Annotated in this window: 21 protein-coding genes and 1 tRNA gene; 11 read left to right on the plus strand and 11 right to left on the minus strand. The window is 31.5% G+C overall.

Features of this window, described 5'->3' with window-relative positions; genetic code table 11:
• Window positions 1–18: 18 nt before the first annotated feature.
• The 4 genes from KO361_04765 to KO361_04780 form a co-directional block, all read right to left on the minus strand.
• Complete coding sequence (locus tag KO361_04765) at window positions 19–258, minus strand: hypothetical protein (protein ID MCC7574877.1); 240 nt, start codon at window positions 256–258, stop codon at window positions 19–21.
• A 13-nt stretch (window positions 259–271) separates the two neighbouring features.
• Window positions 272–754, minus strand: coding sequence for a hypothetical protein (locus KO361_04770; protein MCC7574878.1), 483 nt, complete (start codon window positions 752–754; stop codon window positions 272–274).
• Between the two features lie 99 nt (window positions 755–853).
• On the minus strand, window positions 854–1,438 hold the full coding sequence (locus tag KO361_04775; GenBank protein MCC7574879.1) for a hypothetical protein: 585 nt from the start codon (window positions 1,436–1,438) through the stop codon (window positions 854–856).
• Between the two features lie 9 nt (window positions 1,439–1,447).
• Window positions 1,448–1,693, minus strand: a complete 246-nt coding sequence (locus KO361_04780; protein ID MCC7574880.1) for a YhbY family RNA-binding protein — start codon at window positions 1,691–1,693, stop codon at window positions 1,448–1,450.
• Window positions 1,694–1,807: 114 nt separating this feature from the next.
• Here KO361_04780 and KO361_04785 point away from each other — a divergent pair, with 114 nt between their 5' ends.
• A complete protein-coding gene (locus KO361_04785; protein ID MCC7574881.1) occupies window positions 1,808–2,263 on the plus strand; it encodes a hypothetical protein in 456 nt (151 codons plus the stop codon).
• Window positions 2,264–2,288: 25 nt separating this feature from the next.
• On the opposite strand, the gene KO361_04790 is transcribed toward KO361_04785, so the two are convergent.
• Window positions 2,289–3,875 (minus strand): hypothetical protein, encoded by a 1,587-nt coding sequence (locus tag KO361_04790; protein MCC7574882.1) that lies wholly within the window; start codon window positions 3,873–3,875, stop codon window positions 2,289–2,291.
• 242 nt (window positions 3,876–4,117) lie between these two features.
• Between KO361_04790 and KO361_04795 the strand changes: the two genes are divergently transcribed.
• On the plus strand, window positions 4,118–4,612 hold the full coding sequence (locus KO361_04795; GenBank protein ID MCC7574883.1) for a hypothetical protein: 495 nt from the start codon (window positions 4,118–4,120) through the stop codon (window positions 4,610–4,612).
• Between the two features lies 1 nt (window position 4,613).
• Here the strand turns inward: KO361_04795 and KO361_04800 are convergent, their stop codons facing one another.
• Entirely contained in the window at window positions 4,614–5,081 is a 468-nt protein-coding gene (locus KO361_04800) for a hypothetical protein (GenBank protein MCC7574884.1), read from the minus strand.
• 138 nt (window positions 5,082–5,219) lie between these two features.
• On the opposite strand from KO361_04800, the gene KO361_04805 reads away from it, so the two are divergent.
• From KO361_04805 to KO361_04820, 4 genes are read left to right on the plus strand one after another with little or no spacing between them, the layout of a single operon-like run.
• On the plus strand, window positions 5,220–5,639 hold the full coding sequence (locus tag KO361_04805) for a hypothetical protein (protein MCC7574885.1): 420 nt from the start codon (window positions 5,220–5,222) through the stop codon (window positions 5,637–5,639).
• A gap of 3 nt (window positions 5,640–5,642) precedes the next feature.
• On the plus strand, window positions 5,643–6,098 hold the full coding sequence (locus tag KO361_04810; protein ID MCC7574886.1) for a hypothetical protein: 456 nt from the start codon (window positions 5,643–5,645) through the stop codon (window positions 6,096–6,098).
• A gap of 52 nt (window positions 6,099–6,150) precedes the next feature.
• Window positions 6,151–7,104, plus strand: a complete 954-nt coding sequence (locus KO361_04815; protein MCC7574887.1) for an AAA family ATPase — start codon at window positions 6,151–6,153, stop codon at window positions 7,102–7,104.
• A complete protein-coding gene (locus tag KO361_04820; GenBank protein ID MCC7574888.1) occupies window positions 7,046–8,329 on the plus strand; it encodes a VWA domain-containing protein in 1,284 nt (427 codons plus the stop codon). Before KO361_04815 ends, KO361_04820 begins: the two co-directional genes overlap by 59 nt.
• On the opposite strand, the gene KO361_04825 is transcribed toward KO361_04820, so the two are convergent.
• From KO361_04825 to KO361_04835, 3 genes are read right to left on the minus strand one after another with little or no spacing between them, the layout of a single operon-like run.
• Window positions 8,326–9,363, minus strand: a complete 1,038-nt coding sequence (locus KO361_04825) for a ribose-phosphate pyrophosphokinase (protein MCC7574889.1) — start codon at window positions 9,361–9,363, stop codon at window positions 8,326–8,328. The genes KO361_04820 and KO361_04825 overlap by 4 nt on opposite strands.
• Window positions 9,364–9,417: 54 nt before the next feature.
• Window positions 9,418–10,017, minus strand: a complete 600-nt coding sequence (locus KO361_04830) for a peptidase C39 family protein (GenBank protein ID MCC7574890.1) — start codon at window positions 10,015–10,017, stop codon at window positions 9,418–9,420.
• A gap of 36 nt (window positions 10,018–10,053) precedes the next feature.
• On the minus strand, window positions 10,054–11,079 hold the full coding sequence (locus tag KO361_04835) for a tRNA pseudouridine(13) synthase TruD (protein MCC7574891.1): 1,026 nt from the start codon (window positions 11,077–11,079) through the stop codon (window positions 10,054–10,056).
• Between the two features lie 22 nt (window positions 11,080–11,101).
• Here KO361_04835 and KO361_04840 point away from each other — a divergent pair.
• The 4 genes from KO361_04840 to KO361_04855 all read left to right on the plus strand — a co-directional run bounded on the left by KO361_04840 (window position 11,102) and on the right by KO361_04855 (window position 14,148).
• Window positions 11,102–11,176 (plus strand) — tRNA-Arg (locus KO361_04840).
• A 308-nt stretch (window positions 11,177–11,484) separates the two neighbouring features.
• On the plus strand, window positions 11,485–12,579 hold the full coding sequence (locus KO361_04845; GenBank protein MCC7574892.1) for a flippase-like domain-containing protein: 1,095 nt from the start codon (window positions 11,485–11,487) through the stop codon (window positions 12,577–12,579).
• On the plus strand, window positions 12,554–13,699 hold the full coding sequence (locus KO361_04850; protein MCC7574893.1) for a hypothetical protein: 1,146 nt from the start codon (window positions 12,554–12,556) through the stop codon (window positions 13,697–13,699). The genes KO361_04845 and KO361_04850 overlap by 26 nt, the downstream gene beginning before the upstream one ends.
• Window positions 13,696–14,148, plus strand: a complete 453-nt coding sequence (locus tag KO361_04855) for a GNAT family N-acetyltransferase (GenBank protein ID MCC7574894.1) — start codon at window positions 13,696–13,698, stop codon at window positions 14,146–14,148. Before KO361_04850 ends, KO361_04855 begins: the two co-directional genes overlap by 4 nt.
• On the opposite strand, the gene KO361_04860 is transcribed toward KO361_04855, so the two are convergent.
• Window positions 14,145–15,551 (minus strand): glycosyltransferase family 39 protein, encoded by a 1,407-nt coding sequence (locus KO361_04860; GenBank protein MCC7574895.1) that lies wholly within the window; start codon window positions 15,549–15,551, stop codon window positions 14,145–14,147. The two genes, KO361_04855 and KO361_04860, sit on opposite strands and share 4 nt — an antisense overlap.
• Before the next feature lies 1 nt (window position 15,552).
• Entirely contained in the window at window positions 15,553–16,611 is a 1,059-nt protein-coding gene (locus KO361_04865) for a glycosyltransferase family 2 protein (protein MCC7574896.1), read from the minus strand.
• Between the two features lie 146 nt (window positions 16,612–16,757).
• Here KO361_04865 and KO361_04870 point away from each other — a divergent pair, with 146 nt between their 5' ends.
• Window positions 16,758–17,180 carry a hypothetical protein gene (locus KO361_04870; protein ID MCC7574897.1) on the plus strand — a complete coding sequence of 141 codons (423 nt, stop codon included), beginning with the start codon at window positions 16,758–16,760 and terminating at the stop codon, window positions 17,178–17,180.
• Window position 17,181: the final 1 nt, after the last annotated feature.

Here is a 17,181-nt window from a genome sequence, read left to right on the forward strand (position 1 = left end):
AAGAAAAAATTAGGAAAATCATAATTTCCTAAAATCAAAATGCCTAAGCATGATAGACGTGAACATCAACAAAATCGTGACACCCACCAACAAAATCAAAGCGCCTAAGCCCCATTCAACGTTCTTATTCAACAACAAAAAAATACCCGCGACTATACTAATAGTACCAAGCCACAAGTACTTATCAATTATTAACTTGAACAAAGCAAACTCTTCATCATGCGTTAAACTCAACTTATTCTTTCTTTTCTTAAACATACTAATTCACCTCTTAGTTCTGAACAATCATAATGAACTGACTTTGAACATCAGAACCCTTCATTGACAAAGTACAAACATAATGACCCGGATCAGTTGCAGAAATTATTGCTTCAAAAGTACCTATAGCACCTGAACCTATCTTTTGTTCACCTACCAACAAATCAACACCCCCATTAGAACCCGCACCATTATCACAATCAACATCCGGTTCAAACTCAGCTTCAGCATCTTTATTATAATAACCTATACCTATTCTTACTTTATCCGCAGGTTTAATTCTTAATTCATTCCCAGAAGAAAGAACTAAAGGATTAGTCCTTGAAGGCTCAACCCTGAAATCTACGATGTCAAAAGCACCCATCAAGCTCTCATCACCCTTAGCAAAGAAACCTCTAATAAAAGCGATTGCTGCACCTATAATAACAATAGCAATAACCAACATAACAACAGTACTAATACCTAGTTCCATCGCTCCTTTTTTTCTAAAACCCATATTTTACACCTCTAAATCTTTTTTTTAATCGAATAGACTAAAACACTCGTTAAGAAACTATTAAGATTTTCATTTAAATAATTTTCTATAAATTCAACACTATTGAAACCGCTTCTTAATCTCTAAGCCGAATTTTTTAAGCAAAAAATTATTTCTTTTAAGCTTATCATTAGCTTTGCTAAACAATAAGTCTAAGTGATTATCAGAAACTAATAAGACTTTGTTCTCAGAAATAGGACAATCAATTTTTTCATTAAAAATAATTTCAACCATTACTCTCCTACTAATACCTATTATTCCAGAATGCTTAAAACCTAAGTCTCGACACAAGTTTAAAAGAGCAGAAGCTGATTCGATGTTTCTGCAAGCAACATGAAAAATAGGCGCTTCTTGTCTGAACCAAACCGTGTCTAAAGGAACAACTTTTAATTCATCACTAATTTCTTTCTTAGTTACTTCCCCGTGCTTAACGAATAACCAACCAGAATCAAACTTTTTTTTACTCTTAGCTTCTCTAAACAAAGAAATTCTTCCCGAACAAGAACTCGTAGTGTAAAAATCCTTAGAATCATTAAGAGCAGTAATGACTGGTTTAGCATCTTCATCAACGTTTCCTTTTCGGGATTTATCTTCTTTTTCTAATTTCTTAATAATTGAAGATTTAGACCTGTCAAAGTACTCCATGATGACACCTTATTTTTTTATTCTTTTAAGAAATAAAACGTTACCAACTAATTTTTGTTCGACAGGAACACGTAATTCTTCAGTGATTAGCAGAGCTAATTCTTTTCTTGATTTTCCTTCTAAAGCATTCTTTAAGAATTTAATTTTGACAAGTTTATTATTAGCTAAGTTCTTCTTCGTGTTATCTATTAATTGCGCAGAAACACCATTCTTACCTAGTTGAATAATTACTGCATTACTTTCTTGAACATTCATGAACTTAAGAAATAAAGATTCATTAATAAAACCTACGAAAAACAACAAAAAAAGTGTTCACTTTACAGTAATTAAAAAAGTAATATTTATATATTGTTTTTTGTTCCCAAAAATATGAGCGACGAATTAGAATCTTTAATAAATAAGAATCTTATGCAAGAACTATATAGCATCAGACATTTCTTAGAAAAATACGAGCCTTATTTTCCTCTTCATAAATGCATAAAAACATCTTTCTTAGTAAGTCATTTAACAGGCTTAGAAACAAGTTCAGGATTCTGGATTCCTAAACACAGACAAAAAAATGATTGGGAATACAAAATGCATGAAGATCAATCACACACTTGGAATTACGATCCTAGCAGCGAATTATACATTGATTTAACTCAAGACCAATTTAGTGAAACTTCTAAGAAAATAGTTATATTACCTCGAAATAATCAAGTACTAAAAGAAATAAGTTCTGAAAACAAAAACAATCAATACTTTTTAACCGATAATGATTTTAGTAAATGGATAATTCTTGCTAGAAGACAATATCATCAAGAAGTTACAGTGAATCACTTCTAAAAAAATAAAAAAAAATAAAAAAAAGTTATTTTTTGAATACTGCTACTAATAACAATATTACTCCTACAAGTACAAGAACGATTAGCGCTGTTAATAAAACAACGTAGACATTGCTGTCTTTGTCAAAGATTGATGTTTTCTTTCCCGTAGCTTCAGAAATAGGAGTTCCTGGAACAACTACTTCTTGAACAGGAGGAACAACCACGACAGTATCTTCCTTTTCATCTTCTTTAACAGGTTCGCAAGATCTTACGTTAAACATCAATATTTCTGTGCTAGTATCACTTGTGCTCGTCATCCTAGGATGAGCAATTAATTCCATGAAGTATTCTCCAGGAATCGCGTCTTTAGGCACGTCAAAGAACTTAGTTATTGTTCTTGAATCATCGTAATCAAGAACTATGTTTCTTTCCCATTCATTAATGTTAAGTTCAGGAACGTAGTATCTTACACCTGCAAGACTTAAATCCCTAGTACCTATGTTTCTTAGATTCATAGAAACTCTTAGTCTTTCACCTGCACAAACAGATTCAGGAACTATTGCTATGTTGCTCATTAACAAATTATAAGATTTTGATTCAAGTCTTAATTCAAGAACCCAAACATCTGATAATAAGTCACCAGCTCTTGTTTCCCCTGTTACTCTTATTTCTAAGTCAAAAGGCGCATCATCAGGATGAACATCAACAGGATCAATGTAAAAAGATATTGTTTGATCTTCTGTTCTTCCAGTTCTTATTCTTGATATAAAAGCTTCTTGACCGTCCGCATCAACTAAGTCATAGCTATAAATTTCTATTTCTACATCTCTTAATTCATTATCATTGTGTGTTGGTAAATTATTCCTAATAGATATTCTAAGTTCTATCATGTCACCAAGATTAGCTTCTCTATCAATAGCGTAAGGTACAGAACTTGATAAGTAATTATCTCTTGAAATTGTTTCAAGTCTTCTTCCTTCAGCTCTTACTTCTATTCTATCAATAGTCATTCCTTGAACACTCACAGTGAAAACACCTTCAACAGGATTAAAATCTGAAGGAGCGTCTTGTGGAAGTGCTGAGACTCTCACATTGTAAGAACCTAATTGAGAAATTGTCGGAGTCCAAATTAATTCATCATTCAAAAGAATCATTCCTTCAGGACCATCAATTAATTCGTAGTTGTAACCTTCAACAGCCAAAGGATGACTGCTAGATGCTTGCAACTTAAATTTGTATTCTTTTTCAGGAATAGCTGAAACAGGTGCTGAACCTGTGTTTAAGCTGATTGTGAATGCAGAATAAATAACTGTTAAGTCAAATTCTTCAACATCGTTGTTTGTAGCATTTGAAACTTCAACTCTTATGGTGTGAGTTCCTATGTCTGCTAATTTTGGAGTCCATGTTATTTTTCCATCGTTATTTATAGTCATACTCGCAGGATTATCAAGCAAAGTATAAGTTAGATCGCCTACGTTTTCATAACTAGTAAGTTCCACGTTTTGAGAGAATTCTACTCCTACGTGTGCGTCTTTTTCTTGTATTTCTTTTATTTCTAATGCTGAAGCTGCATAAACAGTCACCATTAATAATACAAGCGCTATTAATATTGTAAATAATTTTTTCTTCATCTTTTATTACCCCCGTCGCGCAACATAATACTTTTTTTTGATTGTGTTCTAAAAAGATCACAAATTGCTTTGTTATTACATGATAGTGAAAACTCCTTTATAAATTTTATGGTGAGTTCTATTCTTTTAATAATAAAAAAAACAAAAATAGTAACATTTATATATTCTAGTGATGTTATGTGTATACTAGGGGCAATTATCTTGCTTTCTGGTTTTTTTATCAAAATAGGTGAAACAAAAAAATGAATAAAATAAACGAATTAAAAGATGAAACAATCAAAACATTAGCACAAACACTAAAATCATCAGGATTAGCAGCATCAGAAACAGAAGCAATAAGAATGGCAATGAATATGGCCCAAACAAACAACAAAGTAAACAGCAACTTCGAAGAAAGAAAAGAAAAAAACATAATGGGCTTATCCTACTTAAAAAAAGAACAAACAAATAATTCACCAAAACAAGAAATGAAAGAAGAAGAAGTATACGCAGAAGTAGAACCAGAACACACAGAATCAGACTGCGAATCCTGCGGATTTTGCGGATCAAACGAAAGTCTTAACGAATTATTTGAAGCAGAAACAAAAGACGAATTCATAACCCAAGACTTACTAAAAGAAGAACAACCAGAAACAACAAAAGAAATACCTATTGAAGAAAACAGACCTAAAAAAGATATGAATTCCTACAGAGAATCATCAGTTAATCTAGGCGACGTATTCAAATTCAAAGAATGAATTAACAAAGAGGAATATTTTCTCTAATCAAAGATTTGCCACTACAAAGAACTTTCTCATTAAGCACAATAATAACAGGAATTAATTCAGCTCTAATCCTACCAGGCATAATATCTATCTCAGTACTAAGAATTTGACCAACCCCTAAACCCGAATTAGGAATAAGAATATCCTCAACCCTGAAATCAGAACTTATCTGCCTATTAACAATACTATTCAAAGGAACCTTACCAGAATTAGAAATAACAATTTTGAGTCTGCCAGAATCCTCATTAAAACAAAGCATTTCTTCACCCAAAAGAACTTGAGGCGCAATCCTAATATCATCACAACTAGAAGAATCTCGCCTCTCAGAATCAGAACCCCAACTCATAACCATAGCTCCAAGAGCAACAGCGAAAGCAACCAAGAAAATAGTCACCAACAAAGGAGACATACCTTTTTTATCAACAAAGATTCTGAAAAACATTACTTGATTCACCCTCAAAGAAAAGAATAACCAAGAAGTTATATAAATATTTCGAAACCAATAAATAAAAAAAAACAGACAGAAAAATATAAATACTACATGACCCAAAACAAACAAATAAAGAAAAAAGGGGAAATAATGAAAAAAAATCTAAAAGGACAAGCATGGTCCATAGACATAATAATAGGCGTAGTATTATTCTTAATATTATTAGTAGTGGTTTACACATTAGTAGCCACTTCGAGAGCAGGAACCATAGAGCTAAGAAGAAACGCGGAACTAATACACACAAAGTTCGATAAAACAAAATCAACACACCCAGATATACCATCAATACTAAGCGGAAACATCTTAGAACCAGATAAACTACAAGAATTAATGGCAAAAGAATACGACGAGATAAAAAGAGCGCTAGGAATAACAGGAGAATTCTGCATAGTAATAACTCATCCCGATGAAGGAATATACGAAGTAAACGGAAAAAAATCATTCGGAGATCCAAGCCACGGATTAATCGTAGGTCAAAACGAAACAGGATCAATATATTGCGGACAATAAAAAATGACAACACAAATACTTCTATTAATATTATTGTTCCCCCTAGCATTCATAACAGGAAAATTCATAACTAAGAACAGCGAAGAAGAAATACAAGAACTAAGAAACACAACAATAAAAATAATGAAGATATTCATAATTTTAACTGCGTACCTAACAATAAAAGAAACACTAAGCGAAATAACCTCCCTAATAATAACCGCGTTAATATTAACAAGTTTCTTACTTAAAAAACAAAGCATACAAGAAAAAATAATAATATCATTAATAGCCAGCACCGCCATATTTTATGAATTACAAGAAATAATAATTCTAGGATTAATAAGTATTTTCTTAAAAGGAATAAACACACAAGAAGAAAAAGAAAAACTAGTAACAAAGAAAACAATGCTTCAAGTAACTCTGATCATATTAACAATAAGCATTAAGTTCTTAATATTATATTTTTTCGCTCAATAAATAAAAATAATAGCCAAAGCTTTTTATATTACGCAAACATTCCAAAAATTCTATGGAACACGACTTTTCTTATGAAAAAAAAATAATAGCCAAAGAATTCCAAGGAATCATAGGCCAAAAAGAAGTAATACAACAAATAAAATCAGCTATATTAATGAAAAGAAACCTCATAATAGTTGGTTCCCCAGGAATAGGAAAAACAACCCTAGTAAAAAACCTGGTAAACATATTACCTGAAAAAATAATAAAAAAAGAAGATGGAAACGAAGAACACAAAAAACCTCCTTTCATCAGGGTTCAAGGAAGTCCTGATTTAACCGCTGAAGACTTAATAGGAGATATAGACCCAGTAAAAGCAATGAAACACGGACCACTATCTTTAGAAGCATTCACACCAGGAAAAATATTCAAAGCAGACAAAGGAATATTATTCTTTGATGAAGTAAATCGTTGCTCAGAGAAATTACAAAACGCGTTACTACAAGCATTAGAAGAAAAAAAAGTAACTATAGGTAGCTACGACGTAGATTTAGAAGCAGACTTCATATTCATAGGAACAATGAATCCTGAAGAAGCAAGCACAGAGCCATTAAGCGACGTGTTCCTAGACAGATTCGACTTAGTGTACATGGAGCCACCAGAAACAAAAGAGCAAGAATCACAAATCGTGAAGAAATACGGCAAGAAACTCGTTGAATACCCTGATGAATTGTTAAATATGAGCTTAGAATTCATAAGAGCACTAAGACAAAGTAAGGACTTAGAAAAAAAACCATCAGTAAGAGCAAGCCTAGGAATATATGAACGAGCACAATCAAACGCTTACCTAAAACAAAAAGAACGAGTAAGCTTAGAAGATGTGCAAAGAGCAATGATCTCAGTTCTAAGTCATAGAATAAGATTAAAACCATCTCTGAAGTATTTAAAATCAACTTCTGATTACGTGAATGAAACATTCACAGAATTCTGCGAGAGCACAGAATCAGAAACAGGAGGTTCTCCCTGACAACAAAGATTCGCATGATGAAGAAAAAGAACAAGACACCATAAAAGCAAAACCTGAAAAAGAAAAATCGGATGAGCTACAAGGTAAGTTAAGAAAAGATAATAGAGAAGATAAATTATTACATTCTAAAATACCTTTGGATAAAGACAAAATAGACAAAGGCAAACTACTAATGGACGCGATAAATAATAACATAAGTAGTTTTAGTCCCGACACGGCTTTTGAGAACTTCGTTAATAATTATCACACAACTAAGAAATTAACTGGAGAAACAATGATACGAGAATTAACAGGTTATGATCCTAAGTACGTAGATAAAAACATAAACATACCTGAATTCAAACGCGAACTAAAAGAAAGAATCAAAAAGAACATAGAAGAACTAAAAAAAGATGGATTACTAAACAAAGAAGGATTCATAACCGAGCAAGGATATGACTTCGCATCATTATCATTACTATCTGAAGAATTAGATAAATTAGAAGGAAAAGGATTGCTAGGAGAAAATAAAAGCAAAGAAAAATCTTTACTAGGAAGCATAACTGATTATAGACCTTATAGAAACAGCGACAACTACAAACAACTAAACACGAGACAAACAATAAAAAAAGCAATAAGAAGACAAAGAACAGAAATAACAAGAGATGAATTCGTATCAAGTGAAAAAGAAAGTAAGGGCAACTTAGAAATAATTTACGTAATAGATAACTCCGGGAGTATGAAAGGACAAAAAATAGGAATGGCAAAAAAAGCAGGAATAGCTTTGATGTACAAAGCCATAAACAACAAAGACGAAGTAGGACTGGTAATATTCGGAGCGAAACTAAGCAAAGAAATAAGACCGACAAATGATTTTTATTCATTATTACAAGAAATGAACAACATAAAAACGAGTGGAGAAACAGATATAAGCCTAGGAATAGAAACAGCGACAAAGATGTTTAGTTCAAAAACAAAAACAAAACACATAATATTATTAACAGACGCAGTACAAACACTAGGAAAAAAACCAGAACAAGAAGTACTAAAAAAAGTAAGTGAAGCGCACAACCAACAAATCACGATAAGCGTGATAGGAATAAGTCTGAACAAACAAGGAGAAACTCTTGCTAAAAAAATAGTAGACATAAGCCAAGGCTCACTATTCAAAGCCACGAAGATAGAAAACCTAGACCAAATAATATTAGAAGATTACTACAGAGCAAGACATAAAAGAAATTATTAATCAAGAAGCCTACTTATACTTCTACCCTCATTAATGTTACAAATAACTTTAGCGAAATAACTCTGCAAAGATACTTGATCATACCAAGAATTATTCTCTTTAAAATTACTAGGCTTATAAGTAACATTAGTACCAATTATTTTATCAATCAAACTCTCAGAGTACGCTTTATTTATCCTAGAAACAGCAGGACCATTAAACAAATCAAGACTCGCACCAAAATAAACACGCCTAGCACCATTCTCCTTAAGCTCCTTAGCAGCAGTAACCAACGTACCCGCAGTATCAATTATGTCATCAATCACAAAAACATCTTTATTCTTAACATCACCTAACAAAGCCATACATTCAACTTTATTAGCACAAGAATAATCTCTTTTCTTATACAAAACCGCGAGTTCAGTCATCAAGTTCTTAGCAAAATAATTAGCCCTTTCAACCCCTCCTTCATCAGGAGCAACAATAATCAAATCAGAACTCATATAGTTCTTCTTAATATGCTCAATCAAAGTCTTAGAAGCCCTAAGATTCTCTAAAGTAGCAATACGAAAAAAACCAGCAATAGCCTCATTATGAATATCTAAAGTAATAACCCTATTAGCACCACAATCCTCTAATTCCCTAGCAACCAAAGCAGCAGTTATACTCTCCCTTCCCTTCTGTCTATCCTGTCTAGCATAAGCAAAAACAGGAACAACAGCAGTTACTGCTTGAGCATTAGATAATTTAGTAGCATTAATAGCAGTCTTCAAAGCCATAAAGTTATCATTAACAGACAAACCATTACTTTTATTCTCAACATCCTGAAAAATATAAACATCTTGATTCCTAACACAATCTTCTAATTCCGTTTTTATTTCACCATTCGCAAAAATAGTCTCAGCAGAATTCACCAATATTTGTTTATTAGCATCATCCCCTCTTTCCAAAACTAAATCTTTCAAGCTACTAATAACTTTTTCAGCAAAATGCTTACCAGAATCACAATGAATAATACTTAACTTGCCACGATTAAACTCTTGAAACAAGGACATAACAAAAAGAAAACAAAAACCATTAATAAACTTTACTATAAAGTAGTTACAAAACTAGTTGAATATTAAGACTCTGTGATCACGCTTCTTCTTCGTCTGAAGAGTATCAAAAGATTCCTCTAACGCCTTCTGATCAATAAGAATCTCCCCTTTCATAGGATCAAGAACAGTTATTAACTCAGAACCCTGACGCTTAAAAAAAGGCAAATATTTAGACGTACTACGAGTATCACGAAGAGACCCAGCATTCACCCTAAGAAGAAGAATCTTACCATTATTCAAAAAAGCCAAAATCTCCTCTAATTTAAGCTCACGCTCCTCCAAAGAAATCTCCAAAGAAAAAAGCTCCTTAGCAAAAATACGAGACATATACTTAGCATCATCAATCTCTTTCTTAGTATAACCCTTAAACCTATAATCAGGATAATCATACTCACGCTCCTCAAGAATAATACGAACATCAAGCCCTAACTTCTTAGCAAAACAAGCCATACCGTAAATACTAGGCGCACGGGTAGGCAGATTAACAGTTTCTCTCCAAACCTTAAATTCGTTTTCACGATTAAGCTTAAAATCAGGATTAAAATGATTAAGAATCATCATCAAAGAGCAAGCCGCACACGTATAATCCGTTGTTTGTTTATACAACTCCATAAACAAAGAAAAAAGAAAACAAGTTTATAAACCTTGCTAAGAATCAGCAAATAATTGCTCAACAACATTAGTAGCATACTCGCCTTTACCAAGAGAAAAACTAACAACTAATTTCTTCTTACCAATATTAAGTTCATCATCTAAAAAATCACTAATAACCAAATCAGAAGGCTTGATAAAAACCTTTCTAGTAGTGCCCTCAACACTCAAAAAAGAAATATCCCTATTCAAAAAATCTTTACTAACCACTCCTTCCTTTTGTAATAAATCATTAACAACTCCTGAAACTTCTTCACTCGCAGAAAAACCACCAAAACCAGGCAAAGGAACAAAATCAACAACCACTCCTTTATTCAAAAGAATCTTAACAGATTCATTCCACAAATAACTCTGATAAGCATGAACATACAAAATAAGAATCTTCTTAGGTAAAGTCTTAAGAGCACCCACGAAGTCATTCTTAGACTTCTCTAAGTGCTTCCTAATATTCTCACCCCAAGACCTATCATTAATTAACAAATTCACAGCGTCAGAATACTTCTTTTTTAGCAGATATTTACCAATAACCACGTTGTTCTCAGAGAAACGTTGCTCATGAAAAAAATTAATAATACTTTTATCACTAATCTTCTCATCACCACTCAAACCACGAATAGTTATCCTAAAAGAATTACCTTTAAGCCTACCAAGACTAACAAGCTCATCAGACTTACCAAGAAACCTTAAAGAAATATCTTCATGATTAAAACTTTTTAATTTATCAGGACTTGTCAAAACAGATATTGTTTGAGACGTAACTGCTTGCTTATCTTTTATTCCCGCGTAACTAATACACTTCCTAGGAATTCTAAGTTGACGAGAAACTTCAAAAACCGCGTCTTCAGTGTTACGATTCCTTTTAGATAATTCGCAAATGCAATACTTTCCTTTATCAAGTACTTCAAGTAGCGGAATCTCAGCGACTACGAAGTCTTCAGGAACTTGTTTTAAAATCATTAAATAATAAGAAACAACGTTCTTATTTAATATTTTTGAAGACAATGGACAAATTTTAAAAACCACGAAAGAACCCCTTTAAAAGACTGAACCTGTAGCGTAGCCTGGATAGCGCGATTGCCTCCTAAGCAATAGGTCGAGGGTTCGAATCCCTCCAGGTTCGTTAGAAACTGGAGGCTTACAAATAACACATTTGGATTGTCTCCAGGTTCGTTAGAAACTGGAGGCTTACAAATAACACATTTGGATTGTCTCCAGGTTCGTTAGAAACTGGAGGCTTACAAATAACACATTTGCATTGTCTCCAGGTTCGTTAGAAACTGGAGGTCTCTTATTACAAAATAAGATTATCTCCAAGTTCGTTAGACCTTTTATTTTCTTTCTCATTATCTTATTATTAATTATTCTTACATAAGAAAAACATTTTTAAAGAAAAAAACATAACGTTCAAACAAAAAACAACTTGTGACAATGAAAAAAAAATTGAAGACTAAAAAAAATTATGAATTAATAAATAAACTAAGTCAGTTTAACAAAACAAAAAGACCTTTATCAATAGTCATTTTTGCATTATTAGGCGTTGTTGGCTTAACAATAATATTATTAAAATCTGATTTTAACGAGATACTTGGTTTTTTAAGAAACACCACGATGATCTTAATAATTTTTTATTTATTAATACAAGTACTTCTAATGCTTGTTTTAACTATGCGCTGGGCAGTAATACTTGAATCTCAAGGGCATCGAAGAATTAATTTATTCAGATTAAACAAATACAGAGTCGTAGGACAAGCCGTTAGTTTTCTTACCCCAACCGCTAAAATGGGTGGTGAAGGAATAAAAACTAGGATTATGTCAAAACGAGAAAGTATTCCTTACAGCAAAGCTTTATCAAGCACATTCATAGATAACTCTGTTGATTTAACCGCTTCAGGCCTATTTTTCTTAATAGGAACCATAATAATACTTTTGAGTATAAACGTGGGCTTTAAGACTAAAATGTTTTTAGGTTGTTTAATATTCTTGTTTTTGTTTTTTTTAGGTGTTTTTAATTACAGGTTGTTTAAAGGAAAACCCATGATGCATGGTTTAGCTAAACGCTTTGGTTTGTTTAAAATAAAAATGATAAAAGATTTTGAGCACGAAATAAAGAAGTTTGATGAATATCTACACGAATTTTATAGAAAAGACAAAAAACATTTTTATTACGCGATATTATTATCTCTTATTAGTTGGATACTTATGTTTTTTGAATATTACGTGGCTGGGAGAATGCTAGGATTTAATTTTTCTGCTTGGATGATTTTTTTAATAGTGACACTAGTAGGACTAGCTTATTTAATTCCTACACCTATGGCTCTAGGAACATTAGAAGCAGGACAAATTTCCGCTTTTAGCATATTAAATATAAGCTCAGCCGCAGGTATAGGTCTTAGTTTCATAGTTAGAGCTAAAGATATGTTAATAGCTTTTTGGGGCGTGGGAATAATGAGTTTTTATGGTTTTAATCCAAATAATGCTCTTGAAAAAGCAGGATTCGGTGACGAAGTTGAAAATAAGAAATAATTATTTGCTTTTATTAGACGGATTAAAACTTTTTTTCAGAAGCAAAAAGAAAAAATTCTTAGGAACAAAGAAATATGAAGGAACCACTAATAAAATATGTGAAAAAATAATAATAGATTGTTATAACACGAAGAAAAAATACTTCATGGTCAGTCCGAACAATTTTAATCAATTCTACTCCAGAGATTTCGGAATGATTTGCGAATCATTAATAAAATTAGGATATGAACAAGAAGTGATAAACACCATTAATTATGCTATGAACATATATGAAAAGAAAGGAAGAATAACTACTCAAATAAATAGCAGAGGACAACCATTAGATTTTCCTTGTTGGACTCCTGAATCAACTTCTTACATGCTTAACTCAATAATTTTAACGAATAATAAAGAATTAATAAATAAGTATAAATCTTTTTTTAAAGAACAAGCAAGAATAATTTATGAAGAAGCAATAGATAAAGAAACAGGGCTTGTGAGAAAAGATAAAAATTTTAGTTCTATGAAGGATTATGCAAAACAAAAAAGTTCTTGTTACGTGAATTGCTTAGTAGGATTATTCTCTGAGAATCTTAAAAAAATAGGCTTAAAAACAGAACTGCAAAAATACGATTACGAATACATAATAAAGAAATATTTTTGGAAAAAAAATTATTTCGCGGATGATTTGTCAGGAAAAAATTTAATGAGTGGAGACGCTAATGTTTTTCCTTATTGGACTAAACTAATAACAAATAAAGATATGTTCAAAAAAAGTCTTAAATCAATCAAAGAAAAAAAACTTAATGAGCCTTTCGCATTGAAATACAATAAAGAAGAAGACAACGCGGATTGGAACTTGATGAATTACTTAAACAAAAATTATGAGAATGAAACTATTTGGTCTCATTTAGCTATTTGTTATTTGAAAACTTTATATTACTTCAAAGAAGATAAAGAAGTAAGAATTGAATTAATAAAACAATTAAATAAGCACTCCGAGTTAATAAAAAAACAAAGAACGATGTACGAAGTGTACACGAAAGAAGGAAAACCTTTCAAGAGCTTAGTGTTTGAATACGATGAAGCCATGTCTTGGTGCGCAGAAATATTAGAGCTTAATAAATTATTAAAAAAATGAATTACGAACTCAGAAAAGCAAAAAGAACGGACTTAGAAAAACTTTTATTAATACAAAAAGAAATAATTATTAAATCAACACATTATGATTCTAGTATTAAAAAAAATACGACTTTCGTAGATATAAAAAAACTAATTTTGTCAAAACAAACAAATTTCTTAGTAATAGAATTAAACAAAGAAATAATATGTTGCGGATACGCAGAAATAAGGAAATCACCTAATTACATGAAACCTAAGAATTACGGATACATAGGAATGATTTTTGTTTCTGAGAAACACAGAAAAAAAGGATTAGCAACAAATATAATTAATAATCTTGTTAAATGGTTAGAAACAAATAAAATAAAAGAAATAAGACTTGAAGCTTACACAAAGAATGAAGACGCAATAAAATTATTTAGAAAAACAGGCTTTGAAGAATTATTTGTTACTATGAAAAAAGTTTAATCTCTAACTTCATAAACAGTTAAATCCCAACCACAAGAATCACTAATATAAAACAATTCATGAACTTGAGAATGATTAACAACTCCTAAGAAAGGAATACCTGCTTGTTCAGAGAACGCGAAGAAATCAGGATCATAACTCATAAAGTAATCAGACATATTAACAGACCAAGGACTATACGCTTCTAAGTTCGCGTAGTAACCAAAATAAGGCCAAACACTACTAACTATTAATTGTCCAGGCTCAGATATTTCTTTTATCAAACTAATTGATTGATGCAAAGCGCCTGAAGAAGTACACTTAGATGTTTTTATCAAATCATTAATTCCATGAATAGACGTCAAAAAAATGGAAACAAACAAAACAATTAATAAAAAAACAAACATCAAATCTTTATATTTATTATTAGTTAATAATAAAACAACGTTAAACCCAAGAACTATGAGTAAAACAATAAAAGGAGACATCTCTAATATGTAACGCGCAAGTTTTAATTTCACAAAGAAAAAATAAAATAATAACTGCGAAGACAAAACAAGCAACAACAAAGAAGTCTTAGAATAAAATTTTTTATTAAAACCCCGCTTCCAAAATTTAAAAAAATAAAGAACGTTAAACAAAATCAATAACAAAGCTAAACCATACTCAGCTAATAAGAACCTTAACAAAATCAGAGGGGATTCCCTAGCAGTATATTCTAAGATAGCGGAGGTCTGCGATAAAGCAAAATACAAAGGATGACCTTTTTTTATTAAACCATGAATTAACCAAGGAATAATAGCCAATAAGAAACCAGAACCATAAAATAATAAGTTCCTGAACCAATTCTTTCTTAACAAGAAAAAAATCACCAAAACAAAAGAAACAATAATTGTTGAGAGACGAGCAGAAAAAGCCAAACCAGAAAACAAACCCGCTAAGAAAACAAAAAAATAACCCTTCGTAACAAATTTGTTTTTAATCTCTTCGTGTTTAAGAAAGAATAAGAACGCTAATAAAAACAACAAAACACCTAATATGTCAGTGTAAATCCTAAAACCCCAAGTTATGAATTGTAAAGAAAAACCAAAAATTAAAGAAGCTAACAAAGACAAATCATCACTCAAAAAATATTTAGCAACAAAATAAAACACTAACACAGAACCTAAAGAAAAAAGAATCATTAATAATTGAGCAACAATAACGAACTCCCCAGTTAATAACCAAACACCCCCAATAACCGCGCTAAGAAGAGGAAAACGAAAATCCTCAACGAAGAAAGAATCACCTATGTAAGAACGAGCATTAGCCAAATAAACAACTTCATCCCACGCAAGCAAACCCTGAAGAGAAATAAAATAAGAAAACAAAAATAACAAGAAAAACAAAAATGAAAACAACAAATACTTATTATTAAATTTCAAATCAAACACCTTTAAAAGTAAATTTATCATTAGCTAAATAATTCCAAGTAGCCGCAATAATTATCCCAATAAAATTAGATAATAAATAATACACACCTAGCTCAGTTAATAACCACAACACAGAAACAGATATTCCCAAACCAACAAGAGACACCCCATTAAAAGAAACCAAGCGCTTAAAAAAAGAATACTTCTTAGCCCTAGATTTCCAAGTCCAAAAATTATTCAACAAAAAATTACTAATAATAGCCAACTCCGTAGCAATGATACCAGATAAAACATAAAACAAATCAAAACGCTCAGTTAACAACCAAAGAATACCAGTATTAACAACGACGCCTGAAGCACCAACAACTAAGAATTTAAACAAAGTAGCATATTTCTTCAAAGCAAAAGAAAACAGCATAACAAGATAAGCAATAATCACATTAATACCTAGTTTACTCTCGCCTCTTTTTCTAATACGAAAAACATACGGAACCTCTTTTATTTTAACTTTCTTCTTAGACTCAAGAACAAAGAACATCTCCAAAAAAATCTTAAAACCCCTACCAGACAAATCATTCTTAACTTTATTAAAAACAGATTTATTAGTTAAAAAAAAACCAGCCATAGGATCATTAACACTAGCAGAAAACAAAGGCCTAGACAACAAAGCAGCGAATCTACTCATAAAAACTCTTTTCTTAGACCACCCACTCACCCCTCCGCCTCGAACGAAACGAGAACCAACAACGAAATCACAATTCTTGTGCTTCAACATTTCTTTAATAATAGAAGAATCATGCTGATTATCAGCATCAAGAACCAATAAATAATCATACTTAGCCTCAGAGAAACCGCGAATAACAGCTGAACTAAGACCTTTATCATTAACGCGCCTAATACACCTAACATGACTAATACCTGAATCATTAACAACTCTCCAAGTCTCATCAGGAGAATCATCATCCACAACTATTATTTCATGCTTAATCCCTTTAATATTCTTCTTAAGCTCCTTAATAGTACTAAGAACAGAATCTTTCTCATTATACGTAGGAATAATAACTGATAACATAAAAAAAAACCTTTTTTTAAATTAATCAATAAATAAAATAAATACTTATATAAACATTTCTTAAAAAAAAGAACATAACAACGTAAAGTTTAAGAATAAAACACATTTTCTAAACCTTCTAAAAAATCAAAAAAAAAGGAATAAACATGATGAAGCTATTTAAAAAAAACAAAAAACAAGCAGTACCAGTAAATTACGAAGCATTCGTAGCAAGAGAATTCAAAAAATCTAATAATTTATACTTCTTAAACAAAGAAAAACAAATCAAAGACATAATACAAGTAATACCAGCTAATGCGAACATACAAGTAACCGCGTTCTACAACAAAGCAAGACAACTATCAGAAAAAAACGACACAACCCCTATTTACGAAAATGAAGCAATGAACCAAGAAAAGTTCTTAAAAGGATACGCCTTGTTAACAAAACACAATAATCACGTAGCAAGAGGCATCATAAGCCAAAAATACGCAGAACCAAACACCACACAAATAACACTAGCACTACAATTCTTACCAAGAAACATTAACAGATCAACCATCACCGCGATAATACAATACTACAAATAAA

Source organism: Candidatus Woesearchaeota archaeon (genome assembly GCA_020854775.1).
Lineage (GTDB): Archaea > Nanobdellota > Nanobdellia > Woesearchaeales > 21-14-0-10-32-9 > 21-14-0-10-32-9.

What these genes read in the sequence shown, in the direction of transcription:
- KO361_04815 (MCC7574887.1), top strand. Translation starts at nt 6,151, where the DNA reads ATGGAACACGACTTTTCTTATGAAAAAAAAATAATAGCCAAAGAATTC.
- KO361_04780 (MCC7574880.1), bottom strand. Translation starts at nt 1,693, where the DNA reads ATGAATGTTCAAGAAAGTAATGCAGTAATTATTCAACTAGGTAAGAAT.
- KO361_04870 (MCC7574897.1), top strand. Translation starts at nt 16,758, where the DNA reads ATGATGAAGCTATTTAAAAAAAACAAAAAACAAGCAGTACCAGTAAAT.
- KO361_04765 (MCC7574877.1), bottom strand. Translation starts at nt 258, where the DNA reads ATGTTTAAGAAAAGAAAGAATAAGTTGAGTTTAACGCATGATGAAGAG.
- KO361_04770 (MCC7574878.1), bottom strand. Translation starts at nt 754, where the DNA reads ATGGGTTTTAGAAAAAAAGGAGCGATGGAACTAGGTATTAGTACTGTT.
- KO361_04790 (MCC7574882.1), bottom strand. Translation starts at nt 3,875, where the DNA reads ATGAAGAAAAAATTATTTACAATATTAATAGCGCTTGTATTATTAATG.
- KO361_04830 (MCC7574890.1), bottom strand. Translation starts at nt 10,017, where the DNA reads ATGGAGTTGTATAAACAAACAACGGATTATACGTGTGCGGCTTGCTCT.
- KO361_04855 (MCC7574894.1), top strand. Translation starts at nt 13,696, where the DNA reads ATGAATTACGAACTCAGAAAAGCAAAAAGAACGGACTTAGAAAAACTT.
- KO361_04820 (MCC7574888.1), top strand. Translation starts at nt 7,046, where the DNA reads ATGAAACATTCACAGAATTCTGCGAGAGCACAGAATCAGAAACAGGAG.
- KO361_04775 (MCC7574879.1), bottom strand. Translation starts at nt 1,438, where the DNA reads ATGGAGTACTTTGACAGGTCTAAATCTTCAATTATTAAGAAATTAGAA.
- KO361_04865 (MCC7574896.1), bottom strand. Translation starts at nt 16,611, where the DNA reads ATGTTATCAGTTATTATTCCTACGTATAATGAGAAAGATTCTGTTCTT.
- KO361_04805 (MCC7574885.1), top strand. Translation starts at nt 5,220, where the DNA reads ATGAAAAAAAATCTAAAAGGACAAGCATGGTCCATAGACATAATAATA.
- KO361_04800 (MCC7574884.1), bottom strand. Translation starts at nt 5,081, where the DNA reads ATGTTTTTCAGAATCTTTGTTGATAAAAAAGGTATGTCTCCTTTGTTG.
- KO361_04785 (MCC7574881.1), top strand. Translation starts at nt 1,808, where the DNA reads ATGAGCGACGAATTAGAATCTTTAATAAATAAGAATCTTATGCAAGAA.
- KO361_04845 (MCC7574892.1), top strand. Translation starts at nt 11,485, where the DNA reads ATGAAAAAAAAATTGAAGACTAAAAAAAATTATGAATTAATAAATAAA.
- KO361_04825 (MCC7574889.1), bottom strand. Translation starts at nt 9,363, where the DNA reads ATGTCCTTGTTTCAAGAGTTTAATCGTGGCAAGTTAAGTATTATTCAT.
- KO361_04795 (MCC7574883.1), top strand. Translation starts at nt 4,118, where the DNA reads ATGAATAAAATAAACGAATTAAAAGATGAAACAATCAAAACATTAGCA.
- KO361_04810 (MCC7574886.1), top strand. Translation starts at nt 5,643, where the DNA reads ATGACAACACAAATACTTCTATTAATATTATTGTTCCCCCTAGCATTC.